This is a genomic window from Saccharothrix australiensis (genome assembly GCF_003634935.1).
Taxonomy (GTDB): domain Bacteria; phylum Actinomycetota; class Actinomycetes; order Mycobacteriales; family Pseudonocardiaceae; genus Actinosynnema; species Actinosynnema australiense.
In genome coordinates, this window is record NZ_RBXO01000001.1 from 1 (window position 1) to 23188 (window position 23188).

A 23188-nucleotide genomic window follows, 5' to 3' on the forward strand; every position below is an offset into this window, starting at 1 on the left:
CGGGCGACGCGCACGACCCACCCCACCCGAGGACACCGGACGTCGCGCACGACCCACCCCGCCCGAAGAGACCGGGCGGCGGCCTGCCGGGCCCGTGCCGCCCGAGGACACCGGGCGGCGTGCCCGACCGGCCGACGCGTTCGGACCGTCCCCGGAGGCCACCGGGCGACGGCCGCGACCGCCCGCCGGTCCGGGTTCCCGCGAGGACACCGGCCGGCGGCCCGTCCCGCCGAGCCCGGCCGGTCCCGCGCCCGACGACGTCGCCCAGCGCCTCGTCGGACCCGACGCCACGGGGCGACGGCCGCACCCGGCCGGCGCGCCCGAGGACGCGGGCAGGCGACGGCCGCCCGCGAACGGCGCGCCCGGACGGCGGTTCGCGCCCGACGACCCGCGCCGCCCCGACGCCACCGGACGACGGCCCCGCCCCGACGCGGAGCGCCCGGCGACCGGCCCGGACGGCGCTGCGCGCAGGCAGGCGGGCGAACCCGACGGCGGCCCGCGCCGCCTCGCGCACGACCCCGCCGAGGGCGCGCCCGCGCGCGGCCCGGCGGACGGCAGCGGGCCGCGCAGGCCCGCACCGGGCGGACCCGACGCCGGACCCCGACGCCCCGTCGACGGCGCACCCGGTGGCCGACGCCCGCCGGAGGGCGGCCCGGACGGCAGCGGGCCGCGCAGGCTCGCGCCCGGCGGCCCCGACGGCAGCGGCCCGCGCCGCCTCGCCGAGGACGGCCCCGGACCGCGCAGGCCGGTCGACGGCGCGCCGGACGGACCCCGCAGGCCCGTCGAGGGCGCGGCGGAGGGGCCTCGACGACTCGCGGACGGCCCGCCGGAAGGGCCCCGGCGACCGGCGGAGGGCAAGCCCGACCCGCGCAGGCTCGCGGGCGAAGGGCCCCGCAGGCCCGCCGGCGGACCGGACGGCAGCGGTCCCCGGCCCGTCGGGGACGGTGCCCGACGCCCCGCGGCGGCGGCCGACGGCGACATCGCGGGCCGGCTCGGCGCAGGCGCGCCCGAGCCGCGCGAGCAGGTCGACCCGGCGAGCCTCACCACCGAGATGGAGGCCATCAGCGACGACGTCAAGAAGCGTCGCGAGGTCGACCACACGCTGGCGCGGTTCTCCGCCGTGCACGACGAACTCGCCGAGCAGGAGCGCCAGCGCAAGGAGCGCAGGCAGAAGCTCATGCCGTGGAAGGCCGAGCACGACGACGAGGCGACCGTGCACACGCCGCCCGTCGACGGCCCGGACGACCTGGAGACGCCGCGCCGCGGCGTGCGGACGGTCAGGCACAGCAAGATCGTCCGGGTGGTCAAGACGCTGTCGCTGACGGCCGCCGTCCTGGTGTTCCTCTCGACCGGCCTCGGGTGGGTCGCGCTGCGCTACGTCGACAGCAAGATCAACGAGATCGACGCGCTCAACGAGAACTCCGCCGCGGTGCACGAGGCCGAGAAGCAGCTCGGCGACGAGAACTTCCTCATCGTCGGGTCCGACACCCGCGCAGGGGCCAAGCCCACCGACGGCGTCGGCGACGCGGACGCCGAGCCGGGCGCGCGGTCGGACGTCCTCATGCTCGCCCACATCCCGGCCGACCGGAAGCGGGTCGTCGTGGTGTCCGTGCCGCGCGACCTCCAGATCACCCGGCCCGAGTGCGAGAAGTGGAACTGGGAGACCGGCGAGTACACCGGCGAGGTGCTGGCCCCGGTCAAGGGCGTCAAGGCCAACCAGGCGTACGCCGACGGCGGGCCGAAGTGCGTCAGCACCTTCATGACCGAGCTGACCGGGTTGACCATCAACCACTTCATCTCCGTGGACTTCAACGGGTTCAAGGGGATGGTCGACGCCGTCGGCAAGATCAAGGTCTGCGTGCCGAAGGTGATGGACGACGAAGAGCTGGGCATGATCTTCGACAAGCCCGGCCAGTACGAGGTGGACGGTCAGAAGGCGCTGGACTACGTGCGCGCCCGGTACGTGAAGACCGAACCCCTCGGCGACTACGACCGCGTCACGCGGCAGCAGAAGTTCCTGTCCTCGCTGCTGCGCACGGCGTTGTCCTCCGACATGCTGCTCAACCCCGGCAAGCTCAACAACTTCCTCAACGCGTTCGCCGCGTCCACGGTCGGCCAGAACATCGGCGTGAAGGACATGTTGACGCTCGCGCAGTCGTTGCAGGGCATCGAGGCCGGGCGGGTCAGCTTCATCACGGTGCCGCACGTGACGGACGAGGGCCCCACCAAGTCCAACAACGACAACATCGAGCTGCTGAAGGTGGACGAGACCAAGGCGCTGTTCCAGGCCATCATCGACGGGACGCCGCTGCCGGGCGAGACTCCGGACGCGCCCGTCACGCCGAGTCCCCAGCCGGAGAAGGCCGAGGAGCCGAAGAAGGCCCCCGAGCCCAAGCAGGGCAAGGTGGTCGACCCCAAGGGCTTGAAGGTCCAGGTGTTCAACGGCGACCAGGGCAACCCCGGCGCGGCCAAGCGGACCAAGAACGCGTTGGCGGAACTGGGTTTCGAGATCGTCAACAGCGGTGACGGCGAGCCGGTCGGCAAGACGGTCATCCGCTACGGCGCGGGCGGCGAGGACGCGGCGTTCACGCTCGCGGCGGCGGTCCCCGGCGCCACGCTGGAGGTCGCGCCCACCCAGGGCGGCGCGGTGACCCTGATCATCGGGCCGGGCTGGGACGAGAAGGTCGTCAGCCCCAAGCCGAACGGGACGGGCGCGGAGGAGCCCGGCAAGACGACGCCGCCGGCGGACCTGTCCATCGTGAACGCGGGGAAGGACCCGTGCGCGTGACGGTTGGGCCATCCGGCCCGACCGTTGGGCCATCTGGACGTCACGGGTTCACCTCCGGTTCACCTGGGAATGTCGCTACCGCGATGACCTGCACGTAGGCTGACGCCATGCGTGAGGCTTACCACGACCAGCTCGGACAACTCGCCGACCAGCTCGCCGACATGTGCGGGATGGCCGGGGACGCGATGGAGCGCGCGACCACCGCCCTGCTCCAGGCGGACCTCGGCGTGGCCGAGCAGGTGATCGGTGACGACGCCAAGATCGACGACGTCCGCGCCGGCATCGAGGAGCAGGCGTACGCGCTGCTCGCCCTCCAGGCGCCGGTCGCGACCGACCTGCGCATCGTGCTCGCGGTGATCCACGCCGCGGAGAGCGTCGAGCGGATGGGCGACCTCGCGCTGCACGTGGCGAAGGCCGCGCGCCGCAGGCACCCCAACCACGTGCTGTCGGACACGGTGCAGCCGTACTTCGCCGAGATGGGCCGGATCGCGGTCGAGCTGGCGCGCGAGGCGACCGACATCATCCGCACCCAGGACGTCGAGCGGGCGCGTTCGCTGGAGGACGCCGACGACGCGATGGACGACCTGCACCGGCACCTGTTCACGGTGATCATGGACAAGGACTGGCCGCACGGCGTGCCGTCCGCCGTGGACACCACGCTGCTGGGGCGGTTCTACGAGCGGTTCGCCGACCACGCGGTGTCGGTGGCCAAGCGCACGGTCTTCGTGGTGACCGGCCGGATGCCCGGCTACAGCGGCGAACTGGACGACTGAGCCGCCGACCGCGCATCCCGTTCCGGGCGCGCGGTCGCCTCCGGGGGAACGTGCGACGGCCCGGCGGGTGGACCCTGTCGAGTCCACCGGCCGGGCCGTCGCGCGTCCCGCCGTCAGGCGAGCAGGCCGGTCAGCTCCTGGGCGAGCTGGGAGGCGATGCGCGCGTTGTCGGCGGGCGCGTGGGTCAGCCACTTCCGGCCGTCCTGCCCCGGCTTCGTCTGCGACAGGTAGCGGCCCTGGTCGTTGTCGAACCAGCCGACCTGCGGCGCGCGCTGCTCCCGGCCGTGCCTGCCGCGCACCGTCACCCCGAACTGGCCCGCCCGCAGCCGTGGCCGTTCGAAGACCGCTTCCAGGGCGCGCACCTGCGTGGCCGCAGTGGACCGCGGGGCCATCGCCTGCGTGAAGGTGGCGCTGTCGAAGTCGTCGTCGCGGCGGCTCGGTGCCGGTGGCGCGGACGTCGGCACGGGCACCGTCACCGACTGGCCGGGACCGGGGCGCCCCGGTGGGATCAGGTCGACGACCGCGCGCAGCAGCGCCGACGACCGCAGGGTGTCGACCTTCAGCTGCCGGTCGTCCAGCACGGCCAGCGCGGCGACCTCACCCCGCGCGCCGCTGCGGGCCAGCAGCTGCCGCTCGACGTTCTTCGGGTCCAGCGAGGCGATCGCGTTCAGCGAGTAGTCGAACCGCACGAGCAGGGTCAGCGCCTCCTCGACCTCCGCCGAGACCCGGCCGCGCACGGCCAGCCCCCGGGACTCCAGGTCCCGGTAGACGGCGTTGCGGATGCCGCGCCGCTCGTCGTGGGTGCGGCCCAGGTAGGGGAAGTCGAACGGGTAGGGGCGGCTGCCCAGCTCCAGGTCCTCCCAGAGCACGTCGGCCGCCGCGTGGGAGAGGGCGAACGAGAACACCGTCACCCGCCGATGACCGGCGGCGCGACCATCGTGCCGTCACCGAAGACGTCCTCGGTCTCGACCAGGTACGAGGCGGCCTTGTGCTCCTTGTCCTCGTCGCCCTGGCCCTTGCCCGCGCCGGCGCCCATGCCGCCCGCGCCCATGCCCGTGCCGCCCGCACCGCCACGACCGGCCAAGCCGCCACCCGCGGCACTCGGGCCGGCCGGCCCGAAGCCGCCCGCGCCGGAGCGCCCGGCCTCGCCCAGCACGCCAGAGGCGCCACCGGGCCCGAACCCGCCGCCGCGTCCGGCGGCGGCCATGCCGCCGGGACCACCCATGCCGCCGGGCAACCCACCGCGACCACCGGGGCCGCCACCGCCGCCGGGCAGGCCGCCACCGCCGCCGGGCAGACCACGTCCGCCGCCGGGGAGACCCGGCGGGCGTCCACCGGGGCCGGGCAGGCCGGGTGGCCGGCCGCCGGGCAGGCCGGGCGGGCGACCTCCGGGACCGGGTGGCCGGCCACCGGGACCGGGCACCCAGCCGTTGCCGGAGCCGTCGCCGGGACCGGTGCCGGGCCCGCCACCGGTGCCAGGGCCGGGCAGGGGCAGGCCGGTGGGCGGCTTCCAGCCGGACTGGTTGGTGTTGCCGCCACCCGAACCACCGCCACCGGGACCACCGCCACCGGGACCGGGCACGCCGGCGACACCCGTGCCACCCGTGCCGCCACCGGGACCGTCCGGGACGCTCGGACGGCCGCCGACACCGGGCTGCTGGGGGTTGGACGAGTCACCCGTGCCGCCGCCCGTGCCCTCCATCGGTGGGGGCGGGGAGAACGCGGGCATGGTGGAGCCGGACTCCTGGAACGAGGTCGACATGGACGTCATGACCTCGGCCGCCCGCTCGTGCGCCTGCTGCTTCTCCTCGAACTTCTGCTCGATCTTGTCGATCGTCTCCGCCCACTTGAACGGGTTCGGCTCGGAGAAGAACATCTTGTAGGCGTCGGCGGTGCTGAAGTCGACCGGTTCCGGCATGTTCGCCTTGGCCGTCTCGGCGGCCTGGCTCTGCTGGTAGAGCTTGTTGCCGGTCAGCTGCGCGCCCTGGGCGGCGTTGCCCGACCAGGCGGCCATGTTGGTGAAGTAGCCCTGCGCGGCGCTCGCGGCCTTGCCCTGCCAGGCGCCCTTGCCGGCCTCGGTGGCCTTGGTCAGGTTGTTCTGGAGGTCGACCAGCGTGTTGCCGATCTTGGTCCACGCCTCGCCCTGCTCGTTGGCCGAACTCGGCGACATGTTGTCGGTGACCATCGACTTGAGCTGCTCGTGCGGGTAGCCCAGGTAGTGCGACCCGGCCGTCGACATGGGCGGCCGGTAGTTCTCGACCACCTGCTCCAGGTCCTTCTCCTGCTTGGCCTGGTACGCCGCCGCCTCGCTCTTGTACTGCACGTAGGCGAGCACGTTGGGGACGAGGTTGACGAAGCCGGGGTTCTCCTCGACCTTGCGCTGGTACTCGTCACGCAGCTCCGCCTCGGTCTGACCGGCGTAGTCGACCTTGGTCGCGTTCGGGCTCTGCGAGTTCGGCGGTGCCACGTTCCACTCCTGTCCTTACTTGGGCAACTTCGGTTCGATCGCTTCTGCCAACTGCTTGGCCGTGTCGCAGGACTCTTCGACGGACGTGGTCGACGTGGCGTAGAAGTCGACCCTGGAGGTGGCGTTGACCTCGACGGCGATGAGGCACGAGACGTCGGTCAGGCCGGCTTCGACGCGCTTCGCCTTGCGGGAGCCGACGGTGGTGTCGGAGATGCGCGCGCTGGAGCCCCCGGTGGCCCCGCTGAGGCCCACCTCGGGGAACGCCTTGACCCCGACGGCGGTCGTCGTCTGCCCCCACCGCGCCGTGCAACCACGCGCGCCGTCCTTCTCCACCCGGGACAGCGAGAACCGGCTCGCGACGGCGTTCAGCTCAGCGCACGCGTCGAACCTGGCCAACTTGTCGCCACCGCCGGAGGGTTCCGACGTGGCGGTCGACTTCTCCGAGGTCTTGGTCGTGGTGGAGGTGCTGCCACCACCCGGCGTGGCGCTACCAGGGTCCTTGGTCGTGCACCCCGCCAGCACCAGACCGACCACCGCGATCGGCAGGACGGAACGAATCACCGGGTTCCTGGTCAACTGCATCCCCATCTCAGTAACGCTTGAGGCCGTTGGCCGCCGCGTCATCGACTTCGCGGTAGTTGTCGACCGCCTTCTGCAGAGCGGCCCTCGCGTCGACCAAGGCGGCCCTCAACTGCTTGATCGCCGGCACGACACCTGTTGTGCCACCGCCACCGTTCGCGCTTTCCAGGTTGTAGCTGCTCATCGCCTGCGCATCGGGGCTGGTGCCCAGCTTGGTCGGCTGCTGGAGCATATTCAGCTGGACGTCGATGGTGTTGAGTTCGAACTCCGCGTCGTCGATGGCCTTGATGTACGCCTCGGCACCGGACTTGCTGATGGCGAACGACCCCGACTCCGCCGCCTGCTTGAGCCCCTGCATGTTCGACGTCATGGCACGCATGGACTCCGCGCCCCACGCTCCCTGTGCCGCCACCACTACCCCCTGCGATCACGCGATTCCTGCGAGCACGGTACCGCGCACGTCAGAACCTGTCCTCGCTATGACGATGCCCGAATCGGCCCGGTTCCGCCCGACGTGGGCAGCGGTGTGGCGACGCCCACGGCCCGCCGCCCCGACCACGGCCGCGGGCCGGGGACGAGGGTGGCGCGGGCCGAAGGGCGGAGCCGGCGTGACGAGAACCACACCGCAGGGAACGGCGAAGGGGCCTTCCCGCGCGCGGCGGGAAGGCCCCTTCGGACGACGGGCTCAGCCGAAGCGGCCGGAGATGTAGTCCTCGGTCGCCTTCTGGCTGGGGTTGGAAAAGATCTTCTCCGTGTCGTCCACCTCGATCAGCCGACCGGGCTGGCCGACGCCCAGCAGGTTGAAGAACGCGGTCTGGTCGCTGACCCGCGCCGCCTGCTGCATGTTGTGGGTGACGATGACGATCGTGTATTCCTTCTTCAACTCCGTGATCAGGTCCTCGATCGCCAGCGTGGAGATCGGGTCCAGCGCCGAGCACGGCTCGTCCATCAGCAGCACGTCGGGCTGCACGGCGATGGCCCGCGCGATGCACAGGCGCTGCTGCTGACCACCGGACAGCCCGCCGCCGGGGCGGTCGAGGCGGTCCTTCACCTCGTTCCACAGGTTGGCCCCGCGCAGCGACCGCTCGGCCACCTCGTCGAGCTTCTTCTTGTTCCGCTCGCCCGCGAGCTTCAGGCCCGCCACCACGTTGTCCCGGATGGACATCGTGGGGAACGGGTTGGGCCGCTGGAACACCATGCCGATGGTCCGGCGCACCTGCACCGGGTCGACGGTGGAGGCGTAGATGTCCTCACCGTCCAGCAGCACGTTGCCCTCCACCCGTGCGCCGGGCGCCACCTCGTGCATCCGGTTCAGCGACCGCAGCACGGTGGACTTGCCGCAACCCGACGGGCCGATGAACGCGGTCACGTTCTTCGGCGGCACGGCAAGCGAAACCCCGTCCACGGCGTGGAACTTGCCGTAGTACAGGTTGAGGTCCTTCACGTCGATGCGCTTGGCCATAACCGCCCGCTCACTTGGTCTTCGGGGCCAGCCACCGCGAGATCGCGGTCGCCAGCAGGTTGAACAGCGTGATGATCAGGACCAGGGTGATCGCCGCACCCCAGATCCGCTCGAAACCCGCCTGGGTCGGGTTGTTCCGCTCGTTGGCCATCAGCAGCGGGAGCGACGCCATCGGCCCGTCGAACAGGTTGTAGTTGATGAACGGCGCGTACGCGGCCAGGACCAGCACCGGCGCGGTCTCGCCCATGACGCGGGCCAGGGCGAGCATGACGCCGGTCAGGATGCCGGACAGCGCCGTCGGGATGACGATCTTGACGATGGTCTTCCACTTGGGGATGCCCAGCGCGTAGGACGCCTCGCGCAGCTCGTCCGGGACGATCTTCAGCATCTCCTCGGTGGTCCGCACGATCACCGGCACCATGAGCAGCACCAGCGCCAGCGACACCGCGAAACCGCTGCGGCCGAAGCCGAACGTGGTGATCCACAGCGTGTAGACGAACAGCGCGGCCACGATGGACGGCACACCGGTGAGGATGTCGACCATGAACGTGGTGGCCTTCGCCAGCCGGGACCGGCCGCCGTACTCGACCAGGTAGATCGCCACGAACAGGCCGATCGGCACGGAGATCAGGCCGCACACCAGGCCCTGCGACAGGGTGCCGTAGATCGCGTGGTAGACACCGCCGCCCTCCTGCTTGGACAGCAGGCCGGACAGCGACTTCTGCCACCAGTCGACGTCGAGGACGACCGGCAGGCCGCGCTGCACGACGGTGTAGAGCACCCACGCGAGCGGCACGATGGCGATGGCGAACGCCAGGTACACCAGGGCGGTCGCGACACCGTTCTTGAACTTGCGCGCTCCGCTGACGCTCTGGAACGTCGGCGGCGTCGCGAGGCGGTTCAGGTCCGCCGTCTCGGTCGTCATTCGTACTCCTTGTGACCGGCGACGATCGACCGTGCGATGGCGTTGACCACGAAGGTCAGCAGGAACAGGACCAGGCCGGCGGCGATGTACGCGCCCGCCGAGCGCGGGTCGTTGAACTCCGGCGCGGCCAGCGCGATCTTGGACGCGAAGGTCGCGCCGCCGTCGAAGAGGCTCCAGCCGAACGCCGAGTTGGTGGCGCTCAGGATGATCATCAGCGCGATCGTCTCGCCGAGCGCGCGACCGAGGCCGAGCATCGAGGCGCTGACGTAGCCCGCCTTGCCGAACGGCAGGACGGTGGTGCGCACGACCTCCCACTTGGTCGCGCCCAGCGCGATGGCGCCCTCGATGTGGGCGGGCGGCGTGCGCTCGAACACCTCGCGGCTGACGGCCGTGATGATCGGCAGGATCATCACGGCGAGCACGATGCCGGCGGTGAAGATGGTGCCGCCCAGCTCGATGCTCACGTTGCCCTGGGCGAACAGCGGGATGAAGCCGAGCGCGCTGGTCAGCCACTCGCCGATCGGCGTCAGCACCGGCGCGAGCACCAGCAGGCCCCACAGGCCGTAGATGATCGACGGCACGGCGGAGAGCAGGTCGACGACGTACGCGAACGGCCGGGCGAGCCGCCGCGGCGCGTACTGGGTGAGGAACAGGGCGATGCCCAGCGCGATCGGCATCGCGATGACCAGGGCGAACGCGGACGACACCACGGTGACCAGGAGCAGGTCGAGGATGCCGTACCGCATGTTGTTCACATCGCCGGTGGACCACTCGCGGCTGGTCAGGAAGTTGACCTGGTCCAGCGCGAGCGACGGCACCGCCTGCAGCAGCAGGAACAGCCCGATGGCCCCGATGAGGACGACGATGAAGATGCCCGAGCCGGTGGCGAGGCCGCGGAAGATCCGGTCACCCGGCCGGACGTGTGGTGCTTTCTGATCGGCTTCCGTGGTCGGGGGAATCGGAGCCTCCGAGTCGGATCGAGCAGCCGGAACGCCCCGACGGGCACCGGTCGTCCCGGTGCCCGCGGGGCGCTGGGCCACAGTGCGGTCGTTCATCGCTATGGCGTTGGCGTCGGGTGTGCCGGCCGGATCAGGCGATGGCCTTGATCGCGGTCAGCAGCTTGTCCTGGAAGGACTTGGGGACCGGAGCGTAACCCGCGTCCGCCAGACCGGCCTGGCCGTCCGTCGCCGCGACCGTGAGGAAGGCGCGGATGGCCTTCGCGGTGTCGGCGTCGTAGCCCTTGGAGCAGACGATCTCGTAGGTGGCCAGCAGCAGCGGGTACGCGCCCGCGGTGGTGCTGCCGTAGATCGAGTCGAGGTCGAGGACCAGGTCGTTGCCCTCGCCCTTGATCTTCGCGCCGTCGATGGCCTTGCCGACGCTCTCGCTGGTCAGCTCGACCGGGCCGGAGCCGTTGTCGAGCTTGGCCAGCGAGAGCTTGTTCTCCTGCGCGAACGACAGCTCGACGTAGGTGATGGCGCCGTCGACCGAGCCGGCGGCCTGCGCGACACCGGCGGACTTCTCCTTGCCCTCGCCGACACCGCCCTTGAACTGCTTGCCGTCACCCTGCGTCCACGCGCCCTTGGACGCGATCTTCAGGTACTTCTGGAAGTTGTCCGTGGTGCCGGACTCGTCGGACCGGTAGACGACCGTGATGTCCTTGTCCGGCAGCGTGGCGGAGGAGTTGAGCGCCTTGATGGCCGGGTCGTTCCACTTCTTGATGCCACCGTTGAAGATCTTGGCGGTGACGTCGCCGTTGAGCACCAGGTCCTGGACGCCGTTGAGCTTGTAGCCGATGGCGACCGGGCCGAAGACCAGCGGGAGGTGCCAGGCCGGGTTCGTCGCGCAGCGCTTGGCGGCGGCCTCGACCTCGCCCTTGTCCTTGGACAGCGCGGAGTCCGAGCCGCCGAAGTCGACCTGGCCGGCGTTGAAGTTCTTCACGCCCGTGCCCGAACCGGACGCGTTGTAGGCGAGGTCGGAGCCGGGGCACCGCTGCTGGTACGCCTGGATGAACGTGTCGATCGCGTTCTTCTGCGCGGAGGAGCCCTCTGCGTTCAGCTTGGTCTTGCCACCGCACTCGACGGGCACGCCGGACGTGTTCGTCGGGGCGCCCGAGCCGGCGTTGTTGTCGCTGCCACATGCGGTGAGCAGAAGCGCACCGGCCGCGATCAGGCCGACGACGGCGCCGTGCCGCTTGGTCTTCACCTGGGTCCTCCACCTAACGGAAGCGGAATTGACGCGACGAACTCGCCGCTCGACACGGACGGTAGGCAGCGCGAGTGGACAAGTGCCCAGGAGTAGATGAACGGGAGGTGAACTCCGTACGGGAGGTGACTGGTCACACCGCCATTCGGGTGGTGATGTGACCTGCACGTTTGCTTGACGTGACAGGTTTGTCACTACTTGGCGTATTGGGCGTCCGAATCCCACCGGCTGAATCCCAACCGCGTGTACACGGCCAATGCCGGAGCGTTGTCGGATTCGACGTACAACATCACTTCACGTGATCCCGTCCGCCGCAGGTGCGCCAGGCCGGCGAGGGTCAGCGCCTTGCCGAGCCCGCCGCCCTGGGCGTCGGGGTCGACGCCCACGACGTAGACCTCGCCCAGCTCGGCCGTGTGCGCCTTGGTCCAGTGGAAGCCCAGCAGCCGGTCCTCGGCGTCCACCGCCAGCAGGAAGCCGGCGGGGTCGAACCAGCGCTCCTCCTCCCGCTGCCGCACGTCCTCGATGCTCATCGCGCCCTGCTCGGGGTGCCAGGCGAACGCGCGGTGGTTGACGTAGACGACCGCCGCCTCGTCCTGACCGGGCACGAACGCGCGCAGCCGGACGCCCTCGGGCAGCACCGGCTCGGGCAGCGCGTCGTCCAGGGCGCGGCGCAGCCGGAGCAGCTCGCGGACCTTGCGGTAACCGAGCGCGGCGGCGAGCGCCCGCGCACCGGGGTGGTCGCCGTGCGCCCAGACCCGCAGCGGCTCGGCGCGCTCGGCGGCGGCCGTCACCAGCGCCGTGCCGATGCCTTGGCGGCGGTGGTCGGGGTGGACGGCCAGCTCGGCGACCCGGTTGCCGTCGGCGTCGCCGAACAGGTCCAGGTGGAGGTAGCCGACCAGCGCGCCGCCGTCCCGCGCCAGCAGGTGACCGCTGCCCGGCGCGCCGGGCCGCAGGCGCAGGACCACCTGCTCACCCACGGGCGCCACGCCGTCGACGCGCTCCGCGGCCTCGAGCAACCTCGCGACCTCGGCACCCTGCTCAGCGGAAAGCGACTCGATCCAGCTCAATTCCACACCACGAACCTACCCGCGACGCACCGCTCACAACCACACAGCTGATCACGCCACGACCACCGCGCGAGATCTCGTCGGCAGGTCGCGACTCATTTCCCGTCGATCACGCTCTTCGATCGACGGGAGATCAGGCTCGACCCGCCGACTCCTCGGCGATCGAGCCCCGACCTGACGAAGGGAGGTCGAATCCAACGCAGTACTTGTAACCCACGTTCCGCACTGTCCCGATCAAGGACTCGTGCTCGGGACCGAGCTTCGCGCGCAACCGCCGCACGTGGACGTCCACGGTGCGGGTGCCGCCGAAGAAGTCGTAACCCCAGACCTCCTGGAGGAGCTGCGCGCGGGTGAACACCCGGCCGGCGTGCTGCGCCAGGTACTTCAGCAGCTCGAACTCCTTGTACGTCAGGTCGAGCGGTCGGCCGCGCAGGCGGGTCGTGTACGTCGCCTCGTCGATGACCAGCTCGCCGAGTTGCAGCGTGCCGTCGCCGTCCGGCTTGGTCGCGCCGCGCCGGGCGCGCACCAGGCGCAGCCGGGCGTCCACCTCGGCCGGCCCGGCGGTGGGCAGCAGGATCTCGTCCACGCCCCACTCGCCGTTCACCACGACCAGGCCGCCCTCCCGCACGACCGCGACCACGGGCACGTCGACGCCGCTGGAGCCCAGCAGCCGGCACAGGCCGCGCGCGGCGGCCAGGTCGACGCGGGCGTCCACCAGGACGACGTCGTGCGGACCGGCGTCCAGCAGCGCGGACACCTCGGGACGCAGCGGGCGGACCTGGTGCGGGAGCAGCGCCAGCGCGGGCAGCACCGCCTCGGGGTCCGGGTCGCTGGTCAGCAGCAGCACGTCGATACCCATCGCGGCGCCCTCCTGTTCGGCCGGGTGTCCGGTCACCGGACCGGACGGCGGCGAAGTACGGTGACCGGGCCCCGTTGCCTGCGGATGTCGGAGACGATACCGGTGCACACCACGAAAGGCCCAGGTCAGCAGGGCAGCGTCACACTCGTGTCCCCGACCGCCACCCCGGTCACCGCCGTGGCGCGGGACGGGGTCGTCCTGCGCGGGGTGCACGTCACGACCGCCCCAACCGTGACGGAACTGGCGTTCGTCGTGGGCCACGGGTTCACCAACCACGTCCGGAAGCCGTACGTCTCCCGCGTGCTGACCCGATTCGCCAGGCACGGCGGCGTGGTCGCCCTGGACTTCCGCGGCCACGGCCGGTCGGACGGCCTGTCGTCGGTCGGCGGTGACGAAATCCACGACCTGGCGGCCGGTGCCGCGCTGGCGCGCCGCCTCGGGTACCGCCGCGTGGTGACCGTCGGCTTCTCGATGGGCGCCTCCGTCGCCCTGCGCCACGCCGCGCTGCACGCGGAGCGACCGGACGCGATCGCGGCGGTGAGCAGCCCGTCCCGCTGGTGGGTGCGCGACACGCCCGCCATGCGCCGCGTGCACTGGCTGTTGGAGCAGCCGCACGGCCGGCTCGCCGCGCGGGCGCTGGGCGTCCGGCTCGCGCCGCCCTGGCGGACGGTGCCGGAGACCCCGCTGGAGGTCGTGCACCGCATCGCGCCCACGCCGCTGCTGCTCGTGCACGGCGAGGACGACCACTACTTCGGCCCGGCGCACGCCCACGCGCTGCACCGCGCGACGGGCGGGTCCGCCGAGCTGTGGCTGGAGCCGCGCGTCCGGCACGCCGAGTCCGCGATGACGCCGGCTCTGGTAGACCGGATCGCGACCTGGCTCGACCGCGAGACCACCGACCGCGAGACTGTTAGCTGAGGGACGACCGATGACCGCCACGAGCACGAACCGCCGCCCGACCAGGGGCCGCAAGCTGATCATCGCCGGATTGGTGGTGGTCGGCCTGCTGGTCGCGGCCGACTTCGGGCTCGCGGCGGCGGGCGAGTACCAGGTGGCGCAGAAGATGCGCGCCAAGTTCCAGCTCGCCGACGACCCGACGGTGCGGATCAACGGGTTCCCGTTCATCTTCCAGGCGCTGGCCGGCGACTACCGGGACATCGAGATCGCGGCGACCGGCGTGCCGGTCCGCGACGCGCTGCGCGACGTGGAGATCAGGGCGAACCTCCGGCACACCCGCATCGGGCTGTCCGACCTGCTGGCCGGCAACACCCGCAACGGCCGGATCGACCAGGTCACGGGCAGCGTCAAGATCAAGTCGAGGGACCTGAACCGGCTGGTGAACTCGGTCACCCCGTTCTCCGACATGGCGATCGAGCCGGACAACCGGCCGGCGGCGACGCCGACCCCGACGCCCGTCAACCCCGACCCGACCAAGGCGGCGGTGAAGCTCAGCGGCAGCACCACGGTGGCCGGTCGCAAGATCCGGCTGGCCGCGTACGGCACGGTCGCCCTGGTCGGCGGCCAGGTGGCGGTGTCGGTGAGCGACGTGGAGCTGGACGACACGTCGCTCGCGGGCCTCACCGAGGCGCTGGGCGTGGTGAAGCAGGCGTTGAGCGTCACCATCGACCCCGGCGCGCTGCCCTTCACGGTGACGCCGACGGCGGTCCGGGTGGAGAGCGGCGCGCTGACCGTGGAGGGCACCGTCAACGACATCCCGCTCGACGAGGGCTGAGCCGGTGACCGGCGTCTGGGCGTTGGCGGGCGCCGTCGCGGTCGCGCTAATCGTCGGCGCGGTGTGGCGGGCGCGGAACGGGCGGGTCCGGCGCGCGGACCGGCCGGTCGAGCTGCCCGAGCCGGTGCGCGAGCTGCTGGACCCGCCCGCCCCGGTGACGCTGGTTCAGCTCTCGACGGCGTTCTGCGCGCCCTGCCGGCACACCCGCGCGCTGCTGGCGGACCTGGCCGACCGCACGGACGGGCTCCGGCACGTGGAGCTCGACGTGACCGACCGGCCCGACGTGGCCGCGGCGCTGGGCGTGCTGCGGACCCCGACGACGCTCGCGGTGGACGCCGCGGGCGTCGAGCTGCTGCGCGTCGGCGGCGTGCCGGACCGGGGCGCGCTCCTGGCCGCGCTGCGCCCCCATCTACCTCGACCGATCGGGTGAACCTGGGAACTCCCACACTGTGGACGCCACTCCCGGCAGCAGGGACGACCGACTACCCTCCAGCGCATGGGCACGCTGCTGACCAAGCGACTCGCGGTAGACCTGTGCCGCGTGCGCAGCAGCCTGTGTCGCGCGACGAGCCGACCGGGCGGTTAACCCGGCGGTCGGACACCTTGACGGGTGAACGCGGCTGCCTCTACACCGCCTGAAGACGGACTGCCAGCCACGTCCCCGCCAGGAGGTCGCCGTGCCGAGTGATGCCCCCGTGGACCCCCGCGGCCCGCGGTTCAGCGCCTGGATCACGTCCGCGATCCTCGCGGTCGCGCTGCTGACCGGGTCGTGGCGCCTGCTCGCGGCGCAGACGATCCTGTTCGCCCTCTGCGCCTTCGTCTCGCTCAAGCTCAACCCCTGGGGGCACGTCTACCGGTTCGCCGTCCAGCCGCGGCTCACGCCGACGTCCGAGCGCGAGGAGGCCGCCCCGCTGCGGTTCGCGCAGGGCGTCGGGTTCGTGTTCGCCCTGGTCGGGACCGTCGGGTACGCCTCCGGCCTCACCGCGCTCGGAGCGGTCGCCACGTCCGCCGCGCTGGTCGCCGCGCTGCTCAACGCGGCGTTCGGCCTGTGCCTGGGCTGCGAGGTGTTCCTGCTCCTGCGCCGCTACGCACCCGCCCTCGCCCGCCCCAGTAAGTCCGGAACAGAAACAGGAGCGACTCGATGAGCCGTGAAGACGTCCTGGTCTCGGCCGCTTGGTCCGAGGAGAACCTCGACACGCCCGGTGTGGTGTTCGTGGAGGTCGACGAGGACACCACCGCCTACGACGGGGGCCACATCCCCGGCGCGGTGAAGGTGGACTGGAAGAACGAGCTCCAGGACCCGGTCCGCCGCGACTTCGTGGACCGCGAGGGTTTCGAGAAGCTGCTGTCCGCCAAGGGCATCTCCAACGACGACACCGTGATCCTCTACGGCGGCAACAACAACTGGTTCGCCGCCTACGCCTACTGGTACTTCAAGCTGTACGGCCACGACGCGGTGAAGCTGCTCGACGGCGGTCGCAAGAAGTGGGAGCTGGACGGCCGCCCGCTGGACAAGGAGGTCGTCACCCGCGAGGCCACCCAGTACCGGGCGAAGGAGCAGGACCTGTCGATCCGCGCGTTCCGCGACGAGGTCGTCGAGGCCATCGGCAACAAGAACCTGGTCGACGTGCGCTCGCCCGACGAGTTCTCCGGCAAGCTGCTCGCGCCCGCGCACCTGCCGCAGGAGCAGGCCCAGCGCGCCGGCCACATCCCGTCCGCGATCAACGTGCCGTGGAGCAAGGCGGCCAACGAGGACGGCACGTTCAAGTCGAACGAGGAGCTGGCCGCGATCTACGGCGAGGCCGGGTTCGACGGCTCCCGCAAGACGATCGCGTACTGCCGCATCGGCGAGCGCTCGTCGCACACCTGGTTCGCGCTGCACGAGCTGCTCGGGCACGAGGACGTGAAGAACTACGACGGTTCCTGGACCGAGTACGGCTCGCTGGTCGGCGTGCCGGTCGAGCTCGGCAGCGGCAAGGAGGGCTGAATGAGCGACGGTTGCGGCGCGCCGGTGCAGGGCGTCGACATCGCGGTGGGCGCGGACGAGGTGGTGCTGACCGGCAAGGTGAGCACGCCCGAGGGCCCGGTGGGCGGCGCGTTCGTGCGGCTGCTCGACTCGTCCGGCGAGTTCACCGCCGAGGTCGTGTCCTCCCCGGAGGGCGACTTCCGCTTCTACGCCGCGCCGGGCACGTGGACGATCCGGGCGCTGCACCGGTCGGGCAACGGCCAGGCGTCGGTGTCCGCCGACGGTCCGGGCGTGCACCCGGTGTCGGTGTCGGTGGCGTGACCCCCGAGGGGTCGCGCGGGTAGGCCGGCACCCGGTGCCGCGGCGGTCGCGCTCGTCGATCGCCGCGGCACCGGGGCCGGACCGCGCGAGCCGGGTCGACCGGCGTGGTGTCGTTGACCACCGCGGCCCGGTCCGGCCGCGCCGGGGGCGATAAACTCGGCGGGTGGAACACTTCTTCACAGGGCTTCTGGTCTTGGTGTCGCTGCTGGTCGTGTGGTTCGCCGGGTACGTGGTGTACCGCCTGTACTCCGACCAGCGCTGATGGCCGACGACAACGCACCGGTGCCGGGCAGCGGCGACGCGGCCGTCCAGGCCGCCGCCTCGCGCGCCAGGGTGACCGGCTCCCGCAACCTGCCGCAGTTCGACGACCTGCCGATCCCGGCGGACACCGCGAACCTGCGGGAGGGCCCGTCGCTGCACGACGCCTGCCTGGCGCTGCTGCCGCTGGTCGGCGTGTGGCGCGGTGAGGGCGAGGTCGTGTACCCGACGATCGACGGCCCGTACCGGTTCGGCCAGCAGGTCACGTTCGCGCACGACGGCCGCCCGTTCCTGTACTACGAGGCGCGGTCGTGGCTGCTCGACGCCGACGGCGCGGTGATCCGCCCGGCGGCCCGCGAGACGGGTTTCTGGCGTCCCCAGCCCGACGACACGATCGAGGTGCTGCTGACGCACAACACCGGGATCGTGGAGCTGTACTACGGCAAGCCGCGCAACCAGACGTCCTGGGAGCTGGGCACGGACGCGGTGGTCCGCACGGCGACCGCCAAGGAGGTCACCGGCTCGCAGCGGCTGTACGGCATCGTCAACAACGGCGACCTGGCGTACGTCGAGGAGCGGGCGATGGTCGGCCACCCCCTCCAGCCGCACACGTCGGCGCACCTCAAGCGCGTCGTCGGCTGAGGACCGCCGCTCCGGTCGTCCGAAAGTTCACTCATCGGATTGTTCAACAATCCCCCTCGACCACCTACCCTGTAGCTATGCGGCTGCGGCGTTGCGGTACCGACGCGGTGCTGGTCGAGGTCGACTCGACCGGCGAGGTGGAGGCCGTGCGCGCGGCGGTCCGGGCCGCCGACCCGCCCGAGGTGGTCGAGGTGGTGCCGGCGGCGCGCACGGTGCTGGTCGCGGCGCGGCCCGGCGGCCTGCCCGCCGTGCTCCGGCTCCTGGGCACCGTGGACCTGGCGCACCGCGTGGACGTGCCGTCCCGGCAGGTGGTGATCCCGGTCGTGTACGACGGGCCGGACCTGGAGCTGGTCGCGGCGACCGCGGGCGTCACCGCCGACGAGGTGGTCCGGCTGCACGCGGCGGCGACGTACTCGGTGGCGTTCTGCGGTTTCGCGCCAGGGTTCGCCTACCTCGTGGGGCTGCCGCCGCCGCTGCGCCAGCCGCGGCTCGACTCGCCGCGCACGAAGGTCCCCGCCGGCGCGGTCGGCGTGGCGGGCGAGTACACCGCCGCGTACCCGCGCTCGACGCCCGGCGGGTGGCGGCTGATCGGCCGCACCGACGCGCCGCTGTTCGACCCGACCGGTGACGTCCCGGCCCTGCTGGCGCCCGGCGACCGGGTCCGGTTCGAGGCGGTGGGATGACCAGCCGGTCGCTGACCGTCCTGCGCACCGGCCCCCTGGCGCTGGTCCAGGACCTGGGCCGACCCGGCCACGCGCACCTGGGCGTGCCGCCGTCCGGCGCGCTCGACCCGCCGTCCCTGCGCCTGGCCAACCGCCTGGTGGGCAACCCGGAGGACGCCGCCGGCCTGGAGGTCCTGCTCGGCGGGCTGGTCGTGCGGGCCGGCGCCTCGTGCACCGTCGCGGTCACCGGGCCGAGCGCGCCGGTGCTGGTCGGCGGCGCGCACCGCGACTCGCCGTGCCACCTGCGGCCGGGCGACGAGCTGGCCATCGGCGCGCCGACCGGCGGCCTGCGCTGCTACCTGGCCGTCTCCGGTGGCGTCGCGACGCCGCCGGAACTGGGCAGCCGCGCGACCGACCTGCTCTCCGGCCTCGGGCCCGCCCCGCTCGCGCCCGGCGACGAGCTGCCGCTCGGCGCGGTGACCGGCGTCCCGGTCGGCGCGGACGTCCTCCCGCCCGTGCGCGTCGGCGACGAACTGGCGGTGCCCGTCCACCTCGGACCCCGCGACGACTGGTTCGACGACCCGGTGGGCCGGCTCCGCGCCGGGCGGTGGACCGTGTCCGAACGGAGCAACCGGGTCGGCGTCCGGCTCCGGGGCCCCGCGCTCGACCGGACCGACCGCCACCGCGGTCGGGAGCTGCCCAGCGAGGGGCTCGTCACCGGCGCGGTCCAGGTGCCCCCGGACGGCCAACCAGTGGTATTCCTCGCCGACCACCCCACGACGGGCGGCTACCCGGTGATCGGCGTGGTCCCGACGGACGCGCTCCCGCTGCTCGGCCAGGCGCGCCCCGGCACGCGGCTCCGGTTCCACCCGCGCGGCTGAACGGACGCAATTGGTCTAGACCCATTGTCATTCGAGGGAGCACGACCTACGTTCAGACCTGGCCGCCGTGGTTCTCGACTGTCCCTGTCAATCGAGAGGCACAACCGACATGCGCCGACTAGCCATCGCGCTGGTGGCACTCGCCACCATCGCCACCACCGTCACGCCGGCATCAGCCGCTGCGGGCCTGACCGCGACGTTCACCAGAACGGGCACCACGGGCAAGTTCGTGGTCTCCAACCCGACGTCGGCCGCCGTCACCGGCTGGTCGATCAAGTTCGACGTGCCGGCCGGCGTCACGGTCAGCGGCGCGCAGAACGCGTCGACCACGCAGAACGGGACCAGGGTCACGCTCACCCCGGCCTACTACATCAACACCATCCAGCCGGGCCGCAACACCGACCCGTTCAGCCCGACGTTCACGCTCAGCCGGGAGGCCGACCCGACCTCCTGCACGCTCAACGGCGCGAACTGCGACGGCACCGGCCCCGAACCGCCCGCGCCCGCGCCGGTCACCGCGGACTTCAGCCTCTCCGGCTCCACCGGCAAGTTCATCGTCGCCAACAACACCGACGCCACCCTGTCCGACTGGGCGATCACCTTCACGCTGCCCTCGGGCGTCACGGCGAGCAACGCCAACAACGGCACCGTCAGCCAGACCGGCAACACGGTCACGCTGGCGCCGGTCCACTACAACAAGTCGGTGGGCCCGCGGAAGACGACCGAGCCGTACAGCCCGACGTTCACGCTCAGCCGGGCCGTCGAACCGGTGACCTGCCGGATCAACAACGCCAACTGCGACGGCTCGCCGGACGTCCCGCCGACCGCGCCGGGCGACCTGCGCTCGCCGGCGAAGACGACCAAGAGCGTCTCCCTGGCCTGGAACGCCTCCACGGCGGGCTCGCTGCCGGTCGCGGGCTACGACGTCTACAACGGCTCGACGCTGGCCACCACCGTCACCGGCACGAGCGCCACGGTCACCGGCCTCACGCCGAACACCGCGTACTCGTTCACGGTGAAGGCCAAGGACACCAAGGGCACCCAGTCGCCCGCGAGCAACGCGCTCAGCGTCACCACGAACAACCCGGCCGACGACACCCAGCCGCCGAGCGCGCCGGGCAACCTGCGCGGCACCGGCAAGGACGCGGGCAGCGTGACGCTCACGTGGGACGCGGCCACCGACAACAGCAAGGTCGCGAACTACGACGTCTACCAGGGCTCCACGGTCCGCGCCACGGTCACCGAGACCACGGCGAAGATCGACGGCCTGTCGCCGTCCACCGAGTACACGTTCTCGGTGAAGGCGCGCGACATCTACGACAACGTGTCCGGCGCGAGCAACTCCGTCAAGGTGACCACGTCGGACATCGTCGGCGGGTACGCGAAGGTCGGCTACTTCGTCCAGTGGGGCATCTACGGCCGCCAGTTCTTCGTGAAGAACCTGGACACCAACGGCGCGGCGGCGAAGCTGACGCACATCAACTACGCCTTCGGCAACATCGACCCGGTCAACCTGACGTGCCTCCACGGCGTCACGAAGGGCACCTCGCCCAACCCGCAGGACCCGAACCAGGGTGACGGCGCGGGTGACGCGGAAGCCGACTACAGCAGGCCGTTCAGCTCGGCGCAGTCCGTGGACGGCGTGGCCGACACCGGCTGGGAGCCGTTGCGCGGCAACTACAACCAGCTCAAGAAGCTCAAGGCCAAGCACCCGCACCTGAAGATCCTGATCTCGCTGGGCGGCTGGACGTACTCGAAGTACTTCTCGGACGTCGCGGCCACGGACGCGTCGCGCAAGAAGTTCGTCGCGTCCTGCCTGGACATCTACCTCAAGGGCAACCTGCCGACCTACAACGGCGCGGGCGGTCCGGGCACGGCGGCGGGCATCTTCGACGGCGTCGACCTCGACTGGGAGTGGCCGGGCGCGGAGGGCCACCCCGGCAACCACATCAGCCCGAACGACAAGCGGAACAACACCCTCCTGATCGAGGAGTTCCGCAAGCAGATGGACGAGCTGTCCAAGACCACCGGCAAGCGGTACCAGCTGACCGCGTTCACCCCGGCCGACCGGGCGAAGATCGACGCCGGCTGGGAGCTGGCCGAGGTCGCGAAGTCGATGGACATCTTCAACGTCCAGGGCTACGACTTCCACGGCTCCGGCAGCGACAACTCGTGGGAGCCGAACCGGACCGGCCACCAGGGCAACCTGTACAAGGACGCGGACGACCCGTACCCGTTCCACTTCAGCGTGGAGGACACGGTCAACGCCTACCTGGAGGCGGGCGTGAACCCGCGCAAGATCACCGTCGGGCTGGCGTTCTACGGCCGCGGCTGGCAGGGCGTCCAGGACGGCGGGAAGAAGGGCGAGTGGCAGTCGGCGACGGGCGCCGCGCCGGGGCAGTTCGCGGAGGAGGCCGGCACGCGCGGGTACTCGAACCTGCTCGCCAGCGTGCCCAACTGCACGGTGTACCACGACGAGGCGGCGGTCGCGACGTCCTGCTTCACCGGCAACGGCGGGCAGTGGTGGACGTTCGACGACGCGTGGGCGATCCAGAAGAAGACCGCGTGGATGAAGCAGCGCGGCCTGCTGGGCGCGATGATCTGGGAGATGTCCGGTGACACCGGCGTGCTGATGAGCGCCGTGGACAACGGGCTCAAGTAGGCGCCCGGTCCCGTCGGCCGTCCGAGTCCGCTCCCGATCCGGGACCGGGCTCGGACGGCCCGTCCACCGGGCGGAGTTCCGGTGGGCGGGGTCAGTACTCCGACTCGTACAGCTCGACGAGCCGCGCGTGCAGGTCCCTGGAGTCGGGCAGCGTCTTCCCGTCCAACGTGTGCACGCGCGTGATCCTGCGGACGCTGGACACCAGCAGCACGCCGTCCGCGTCGTACAGCTCGTCCACCGCGACCGGGGCGACCTCCACCGCCCACCCGGCGCGCTCGGCGGCCCGGAACAGCGCGGCCTGCGTGGTGCCGGGCAGGATGCCGAGGGTCGCGGGCGGCGTGGTCAGCCGGCGGCCGCGCACCGCGATCAGCGTCGACGTCGGGCCCTCCAGCACCGAGCCGTCCGACGTCGTGAACACGACCTCGGACGCGCCGCGCCGCTCGGCCTCCCGCAGGGCCGCCATGTTGACCGCGTACGACAGCGTCTTCGCGCCCAGCAGCAGCCACGGCGCGCGCTCGGCCAGGCCCGGCTCGACACCGCGCTCCAGGGTCACCGCCGCGAGGCCGTCGGCGCGCTGGGCGACCGCCTTCGGCGGGACCTCCACCCCGAGCGCGAACCCGGTGGGCGTGCCGTCACCACCCTCCACGCCCCGCGTGTGGACGAGCTTGAGGGCGAACTCCCGTCCGCCGGTCCAGGCGCCCAGCACCCGGTCGATCGCCCGCCCGAACGCGGCGCGGTCCGGCGCGGGCAGGTCCAGCATGGCCGCCGAGCGGTCCAGCCGGTCCAGGTGGGGCTCCAGTTCCCTGGGCCGGCCGTCGACGACGAGGATCGTCTCGAAGACGCCGTCGCCGCGCACGAGGCCCAGGTCGTCGATCCGGATGAGGGGTTCGTCGGGATCGGCGAGGGTTCCGTCCAGTAGTGCGAGCACACGCATACCGTGAG

24 protein-coding genes are annotated in these 23188 nt (G+C 71.9%); 13 read left to right on the plus strand and 11 right to left on the minus strand.

The window, feature by feature from the left end; genetic code table 11:
- Nucleotides 1-94 precede the first annotated feature (94 nt).
- A complete protein-coding gene (locus C8E97_RS00005; protein WP_121000408.1) occupies nt 95-2788 on the plus strand; it encodes an LCP family protein in 2694 nt (897 codons plus the stop codon).
- Between the two features lie 107 nt (nt 2789-2895).
- Nucleotides 2896-3561 (plus strand): phosphate signaling complex protein PhoU, encoded by a 666-nt coding sequence (gene phoU / locus C8E97_RS00010; RefSeq protein WP_121000410.1) that lies wholly within the window; start codon nt 2896-2898, stop codon nt 3559-3561.
- Nucleotides 3562-3674: 113 nt separating this feature from the next.
- Here the strand turns inward: phoU and C8E97_RS00015 are convergent, their stop codons facing one another.
- From C8E97_RS00015 to C8E97_RS00060, 10 genes are all read right to left on the minus strand, one after another.
- Nucleotides 3675-4472: an ESX secretion-associated protein EspG gene (locus C8E97_RS00015; protein WP_121000412.1), complete on the minus strand. Its 798-nt coding sequence runs from the start codon at nt 4470-4472 to the stop codon at nt 3675-3677.
- On the minus strand, nt 4469-6028 hold the full coding sequence (locus C8E97_RS00020; protein WP_121000414.1) for a hypothetical protein: 1560 nt from the start codon (nt 6026-6028) through the stop codon (nt 4469-4471). The genes C8E97_RS00015 and C8E97_RS00020 overlap by 4 nt, the downstream gene beginning before the upstream one ends.
- A 15-nt stretch (nt 6029-6043) precedes the next feature.
- On the minus strand, nt 6044-6616 hold the full coding sequence (locus C8E97_RS00025; RefSeq protein WP_170211538.1) for a DUF3558 family protein: 573 nt from the start codon (nt 6614-6616) through the stop codon (nt 6044-6046).
- A 1-nt stretch (nt 6617) separates the two neighbouring features.
- Nucleotides 6618-6977 carry a hypothetical protein gene (locus C8E97_RS00030; protein ID WP_246018570.1) on the minus strand — a complete coding sequence of 120 codons (360 nt, stop codon included), beginning with the start codon at nt 6975-6977 and terminating at the stop codon, nt 6618-6620.
- 315 nt (nt 6978-7292) lie between these two features.
- A complete protein-coding gene (gene pstB, locus C8E97_RS00035; RefSeq protein ID WP_121000418.1) occupies nt 7293-8069 on the minus strand; it encodes a phosphate ABC transporter ATP-binding protein PstB in 777 nt (258 codons plus the stop codon).
- A 10-nt stretch (nt 8070-8079) separates the two neighbouring features.
- Nucleotides 8080-8994, minus strand: a complete 915-nt coding sequence (pstA, locus tag C8E97_RS00040) for a phosphate ABC transporter permease PstA (RefSeq protein WP_121000420.1) — start codon at nt 8992-8994, stop codon at nt 8080-8082.
- Nucleotides 8991-10049 (minus strand): phosphate ABC transporter permease subunit PstC, encoded by a 1059-nt coding sequence (pstC, locus tag C8E97_RS00045; RefSeq protein WP_246018571.1) that lies wholly within the window; start codon nt 10047-10049, stop codon nt 8991-8993. The genes pstA and pstC overlap by 4 nt, the downstream gene beginning before the upstream one ends.
- A 34-nt stretch (nt 10050-10083) precedes the next feature.
- Nucleotides 10084-11196, minus strand: coding sequence for a phosphate ABC transporter substrate-binding protein PstS (gene pstS / locus C8E97_RS00050; RefSeq protein WP_121000422.1), 1113 nt, complete (start codon nt 11194-11196; stop codon nt 10084-10086).
- A 194-nt stretch (nt 11197-11390) separates the two neighbouring features.
- On the minus strand, nt 11391-12269 hold the full coding sequence (gene mshD, locus C8E97_RS00055; protein ID WP_121000424.1) for a mycothiol synthase: 879 nt from the start codon (nt 12267-12269) through the stop codon (nt 11391-11393).
- A gap of 127 nt (nt 12270-12396) precedes the next feature.
- A complete protein-coding gene (locus tag C8E97_RS00060) occupies nt 12397-13122 on the minus strand; it encodes a winged helix-turn-helix domain-containing protein (RefSeq protein ID WP_121010453.1) in 726 nt (241 codons plus the stop codon).
- 147 nt (nt 13123-13269) lie between these two features.
- Here C8E97_RS00060 and C8E97_RS00065 point away from each other — a divergent pair, with 147 nt between their 5' ends.
- The 11 genes from C8E97_RS00065 to C8E97_RS00110 all read left to right on the plus strand — a co-directional run bounded on the left by C8E97_RS00065 (nt 13270) and on the right by C8E97_RS00110 (nt 22246).
- Entirely contained in the window at nt 13270-14040 is a 771-nt protein-coding gene (locus C8E97_RS00065; RefSeq protein WP_246018573.1) for an alpha/beta hydrolase family protein, read from the plus strand.
- A gap of 10 nt (nt 14041-14050) precedes the next feature.
- On the plus strand, nt 14051-14854 hold the full coding sequence (locus tag C8E97_RS00070) for an LmeA family phospholipid-binding protein (protein ID WP_121000428.1): 804 nt from the start codon (nt 14051-14053) through the stop codon (nt 14852-14854).
- 4 nt (nt 14855-14858) lie between these two features.
- On the plus strand, nt 14859-15284 hold the full coding sequence (locus tag C8E97_RS00075) for a TlpA family protein disulfide reductase (RefSeq protein WP_121000430.1): 426 nt from the start codon (nt 14859-14861) through the stop codon (nt 15282-15284).
- A 66-nt stretch (nt 15285-15350) separates the two neighbouring features.
- Entirely contained in the window at nt 15351-15440 is a 90-nt protein-coding gene (locus C8E97_RS36740; protein ID WP_425470437.1) for a putative leader peptide, read from the plus strand.
- Nucleotides 15441-15531: 91 nt separating this feature from the next.
- On the plus strand, nt 15532-15999 hold the full coding sequence (locus tag C8E97_RS00080) for a DUF4395 domain-containing protein (RefSeq protein WP_121000432.1): 468 nt from the start codon (nt 15532-15534) through the stop codon (nt 15997-15999).
- Complete coding sequence (locus C8E97_RS00085; protein WP_121000434.1) at nt 15996-16841, plus strand: sulfurtransferase; 846 nt, start codon at nt 15996-15998, stop codon at nt 16839-16841. The genes C8E97_RS00080 and C8E97_RS00085 overlap by 4 nt, the downstream gene beginning before the upstream one ends.
- Complete coding sequence (locus tag C8E97_RS00090) at nt 16842-17141, plus strand: DUF1416 domain-containing protein (protein ID WP_121000436.1); 300 nt, start codon at nt 16842-16844, stop codon at nt 17139-17141.
- 261 nt (nt 17142-17402) lie between these two features.
- Nucleotides 17403-18041, plus strand: coding sequence for a heme-binding beta-barrel domain-containing protein (locus tag C8E97_RS00095; protein ID WP_121000438.1), 639 nt, complete (start codon nt 17403-17405; stop codon nt 18039-18041).
- Nucleotides 18042-18118: 77 nt separating this feature from the next.
- Complete coding sequence (gene pxpB / locus C8E97_RS00100) at nt 18119-18724, plus strand: 5-oxoprolinase subunit PxpB (protein WP_121000440.1); 606 nt, start codon at nt 18119-18121, stop codon at nt 18722-18724.
- Nucleotides 18721-19584, plus strand: coding sequence for a 5-oxoprolinase subunit C family protein (locus tag C8E97_RS00105; protein WP_121000442.1), 864 nt, complete (start codon nt 18721-18723; stop codon nt 19582-19584). Before pxpB ends, C8E97_RS00105 begins: the two co-directional genes overlap by 4 nt.
- A 109-nt stretch (nt 19585-19693) precedes the next feature.
- On the plus strand, nt 19694-22246 hold the full coding sequence (locus C8E97_RS00110; RefSeq protein ID WP_121000444.1) for a glycosyl hydrolase family 18 protein: 2553 nt from the start codon (nt 19694-19696) through the stop codon (nt 22244-22246).
- Between the two features lie 91 nt (nt 22247-22337).
- On the opposite strand, the gene C8E97_RS00115 is transcribed toward C8E97_RS00110, so the two are convergent.
- The gene (locus C8E97_RS00115; RefSeq protein ID WP_121000446.1) at nt 22338-23180 is read right to left on the minus strand and encodes an aminodeoxychorismate lyase; all 843 of its coding nucleotides are present in this window, start codon (nt 23178-23180) and stop codon (nt 22338-22340) included.
- Between the last annotated feature and the right edge of the window lie 8 nt (nt 23181-23188).

Bases quoted from the DNA above. Each gene is read 5' to 3' on its own strand.
- pxpB (WP_121000440.1), top strand. From the start codon at position 18,119: ATGCGGCTGCGGCGTTGCGGTACCGACGCGGTGCTGGTCGAGGTCGAC.
- C8E97_RS00115 (WP_121000446.1), bottom strand. From the start codon at position 23,180: ATGCGTGTGCTCGCACTACTGGACGGAACCCTCGCCGATCCCGACGAA.
- pstB (WP_121000418.1), bottom strand. From the start codon at position 8,069: ATGGCCAAGCGCATCGACGTGAAGGACCTCAACCTGTACTACGGCAAG.
- phoU (WP_121000410.1), top strand. From the start codon at position 2,896: ATGCGTGAGGCTTACCACGACCAGCTCGGACAACTCGCCGACCAGCTC.
- C8E97_RS00070 (WP_121000428.1), top strand. From the start codon at position 14,051: ATGACCGCCACGAGCACGAACCGCCGCCCGACCAGGGGCCGCAAGCTG.
- C8E97_RS00090 (WP_121000436.1), top strand. From the start codon at position 16,842: ATGAGCGACGGTTGCGGCGCGCCGGTGCAGGGCGTCGACATCGCGGTG.
- pstA (WP_121000420.1), bottom strand. From the start codon at position 8,994: ATGACGACCGAGACGGCGGACCTGAACCGCCTCGCGACGCCGCCGACG.
- C8E97_RS00095 (WP_121000438.1), top strand. From the start codon at position 17,403: ATGGCCGACGACAACGCACCGGTGCCGGGCAGCGGCGACGCGGCCGTC.
- pstC (WP_246018571.1), bottom strand. From the start codon at position 10,049: ATGAACGACCGCACTGTGGCCCAGCGCCCCGCGGGCACCGGGACGACC.
- C8E97_RS00060 (WP_121010453.1), bottom strand. From the start codon at position 13,122: ATGGGTATCGACGTGCTGCTGCTGACCAGCGACCCGGACCCCGAGGCG.
- C8E97_RS36740 (WP_425470437.1), top strand. From the start codon at position 15,351: ATGGGCACGCTGCTGACCAAGCGACTCGCGGTAGACCTGTGCCGCGTG.
- C8E97_RS00030 (WP_246018570.1), bottom strand. From the start codon at position 6,977: ATGACGTCGAACATGCAGGGGCTCAAGCAGGCGGCGGAGTCGGGGTCG.
- C8E97_RS00105 (WP_121000442.1), top strand. From the start codon at position 18,721: ATGACCAGCCGGTCGCTGACCGTCCTGCGCACCGGCCCCCTGGCGCTG.
- C8E97_RS00110 (WP_121000444.1), top strand. From the start codon at position 19,694: ATGCGCCGACTAGCCATCGCGCTGGTGGCACTCGCCACCATCGCCACC.
- C8E97_RS00085 (WP_121000434.1), top strand. From the start codon at position 15,996: ATGAGCCGTGAAGACGTCCTGGTCTCGGCCGCTTGGTCCGAGGAGAAC.
- C8E97_RS00025 (WP_170211538.1), bottom strand. From the start codon at position 6,616: ATGGGGATGCAGTTGACCAGGAACCCGGTGATTCGTTCCGTCCTGCCG.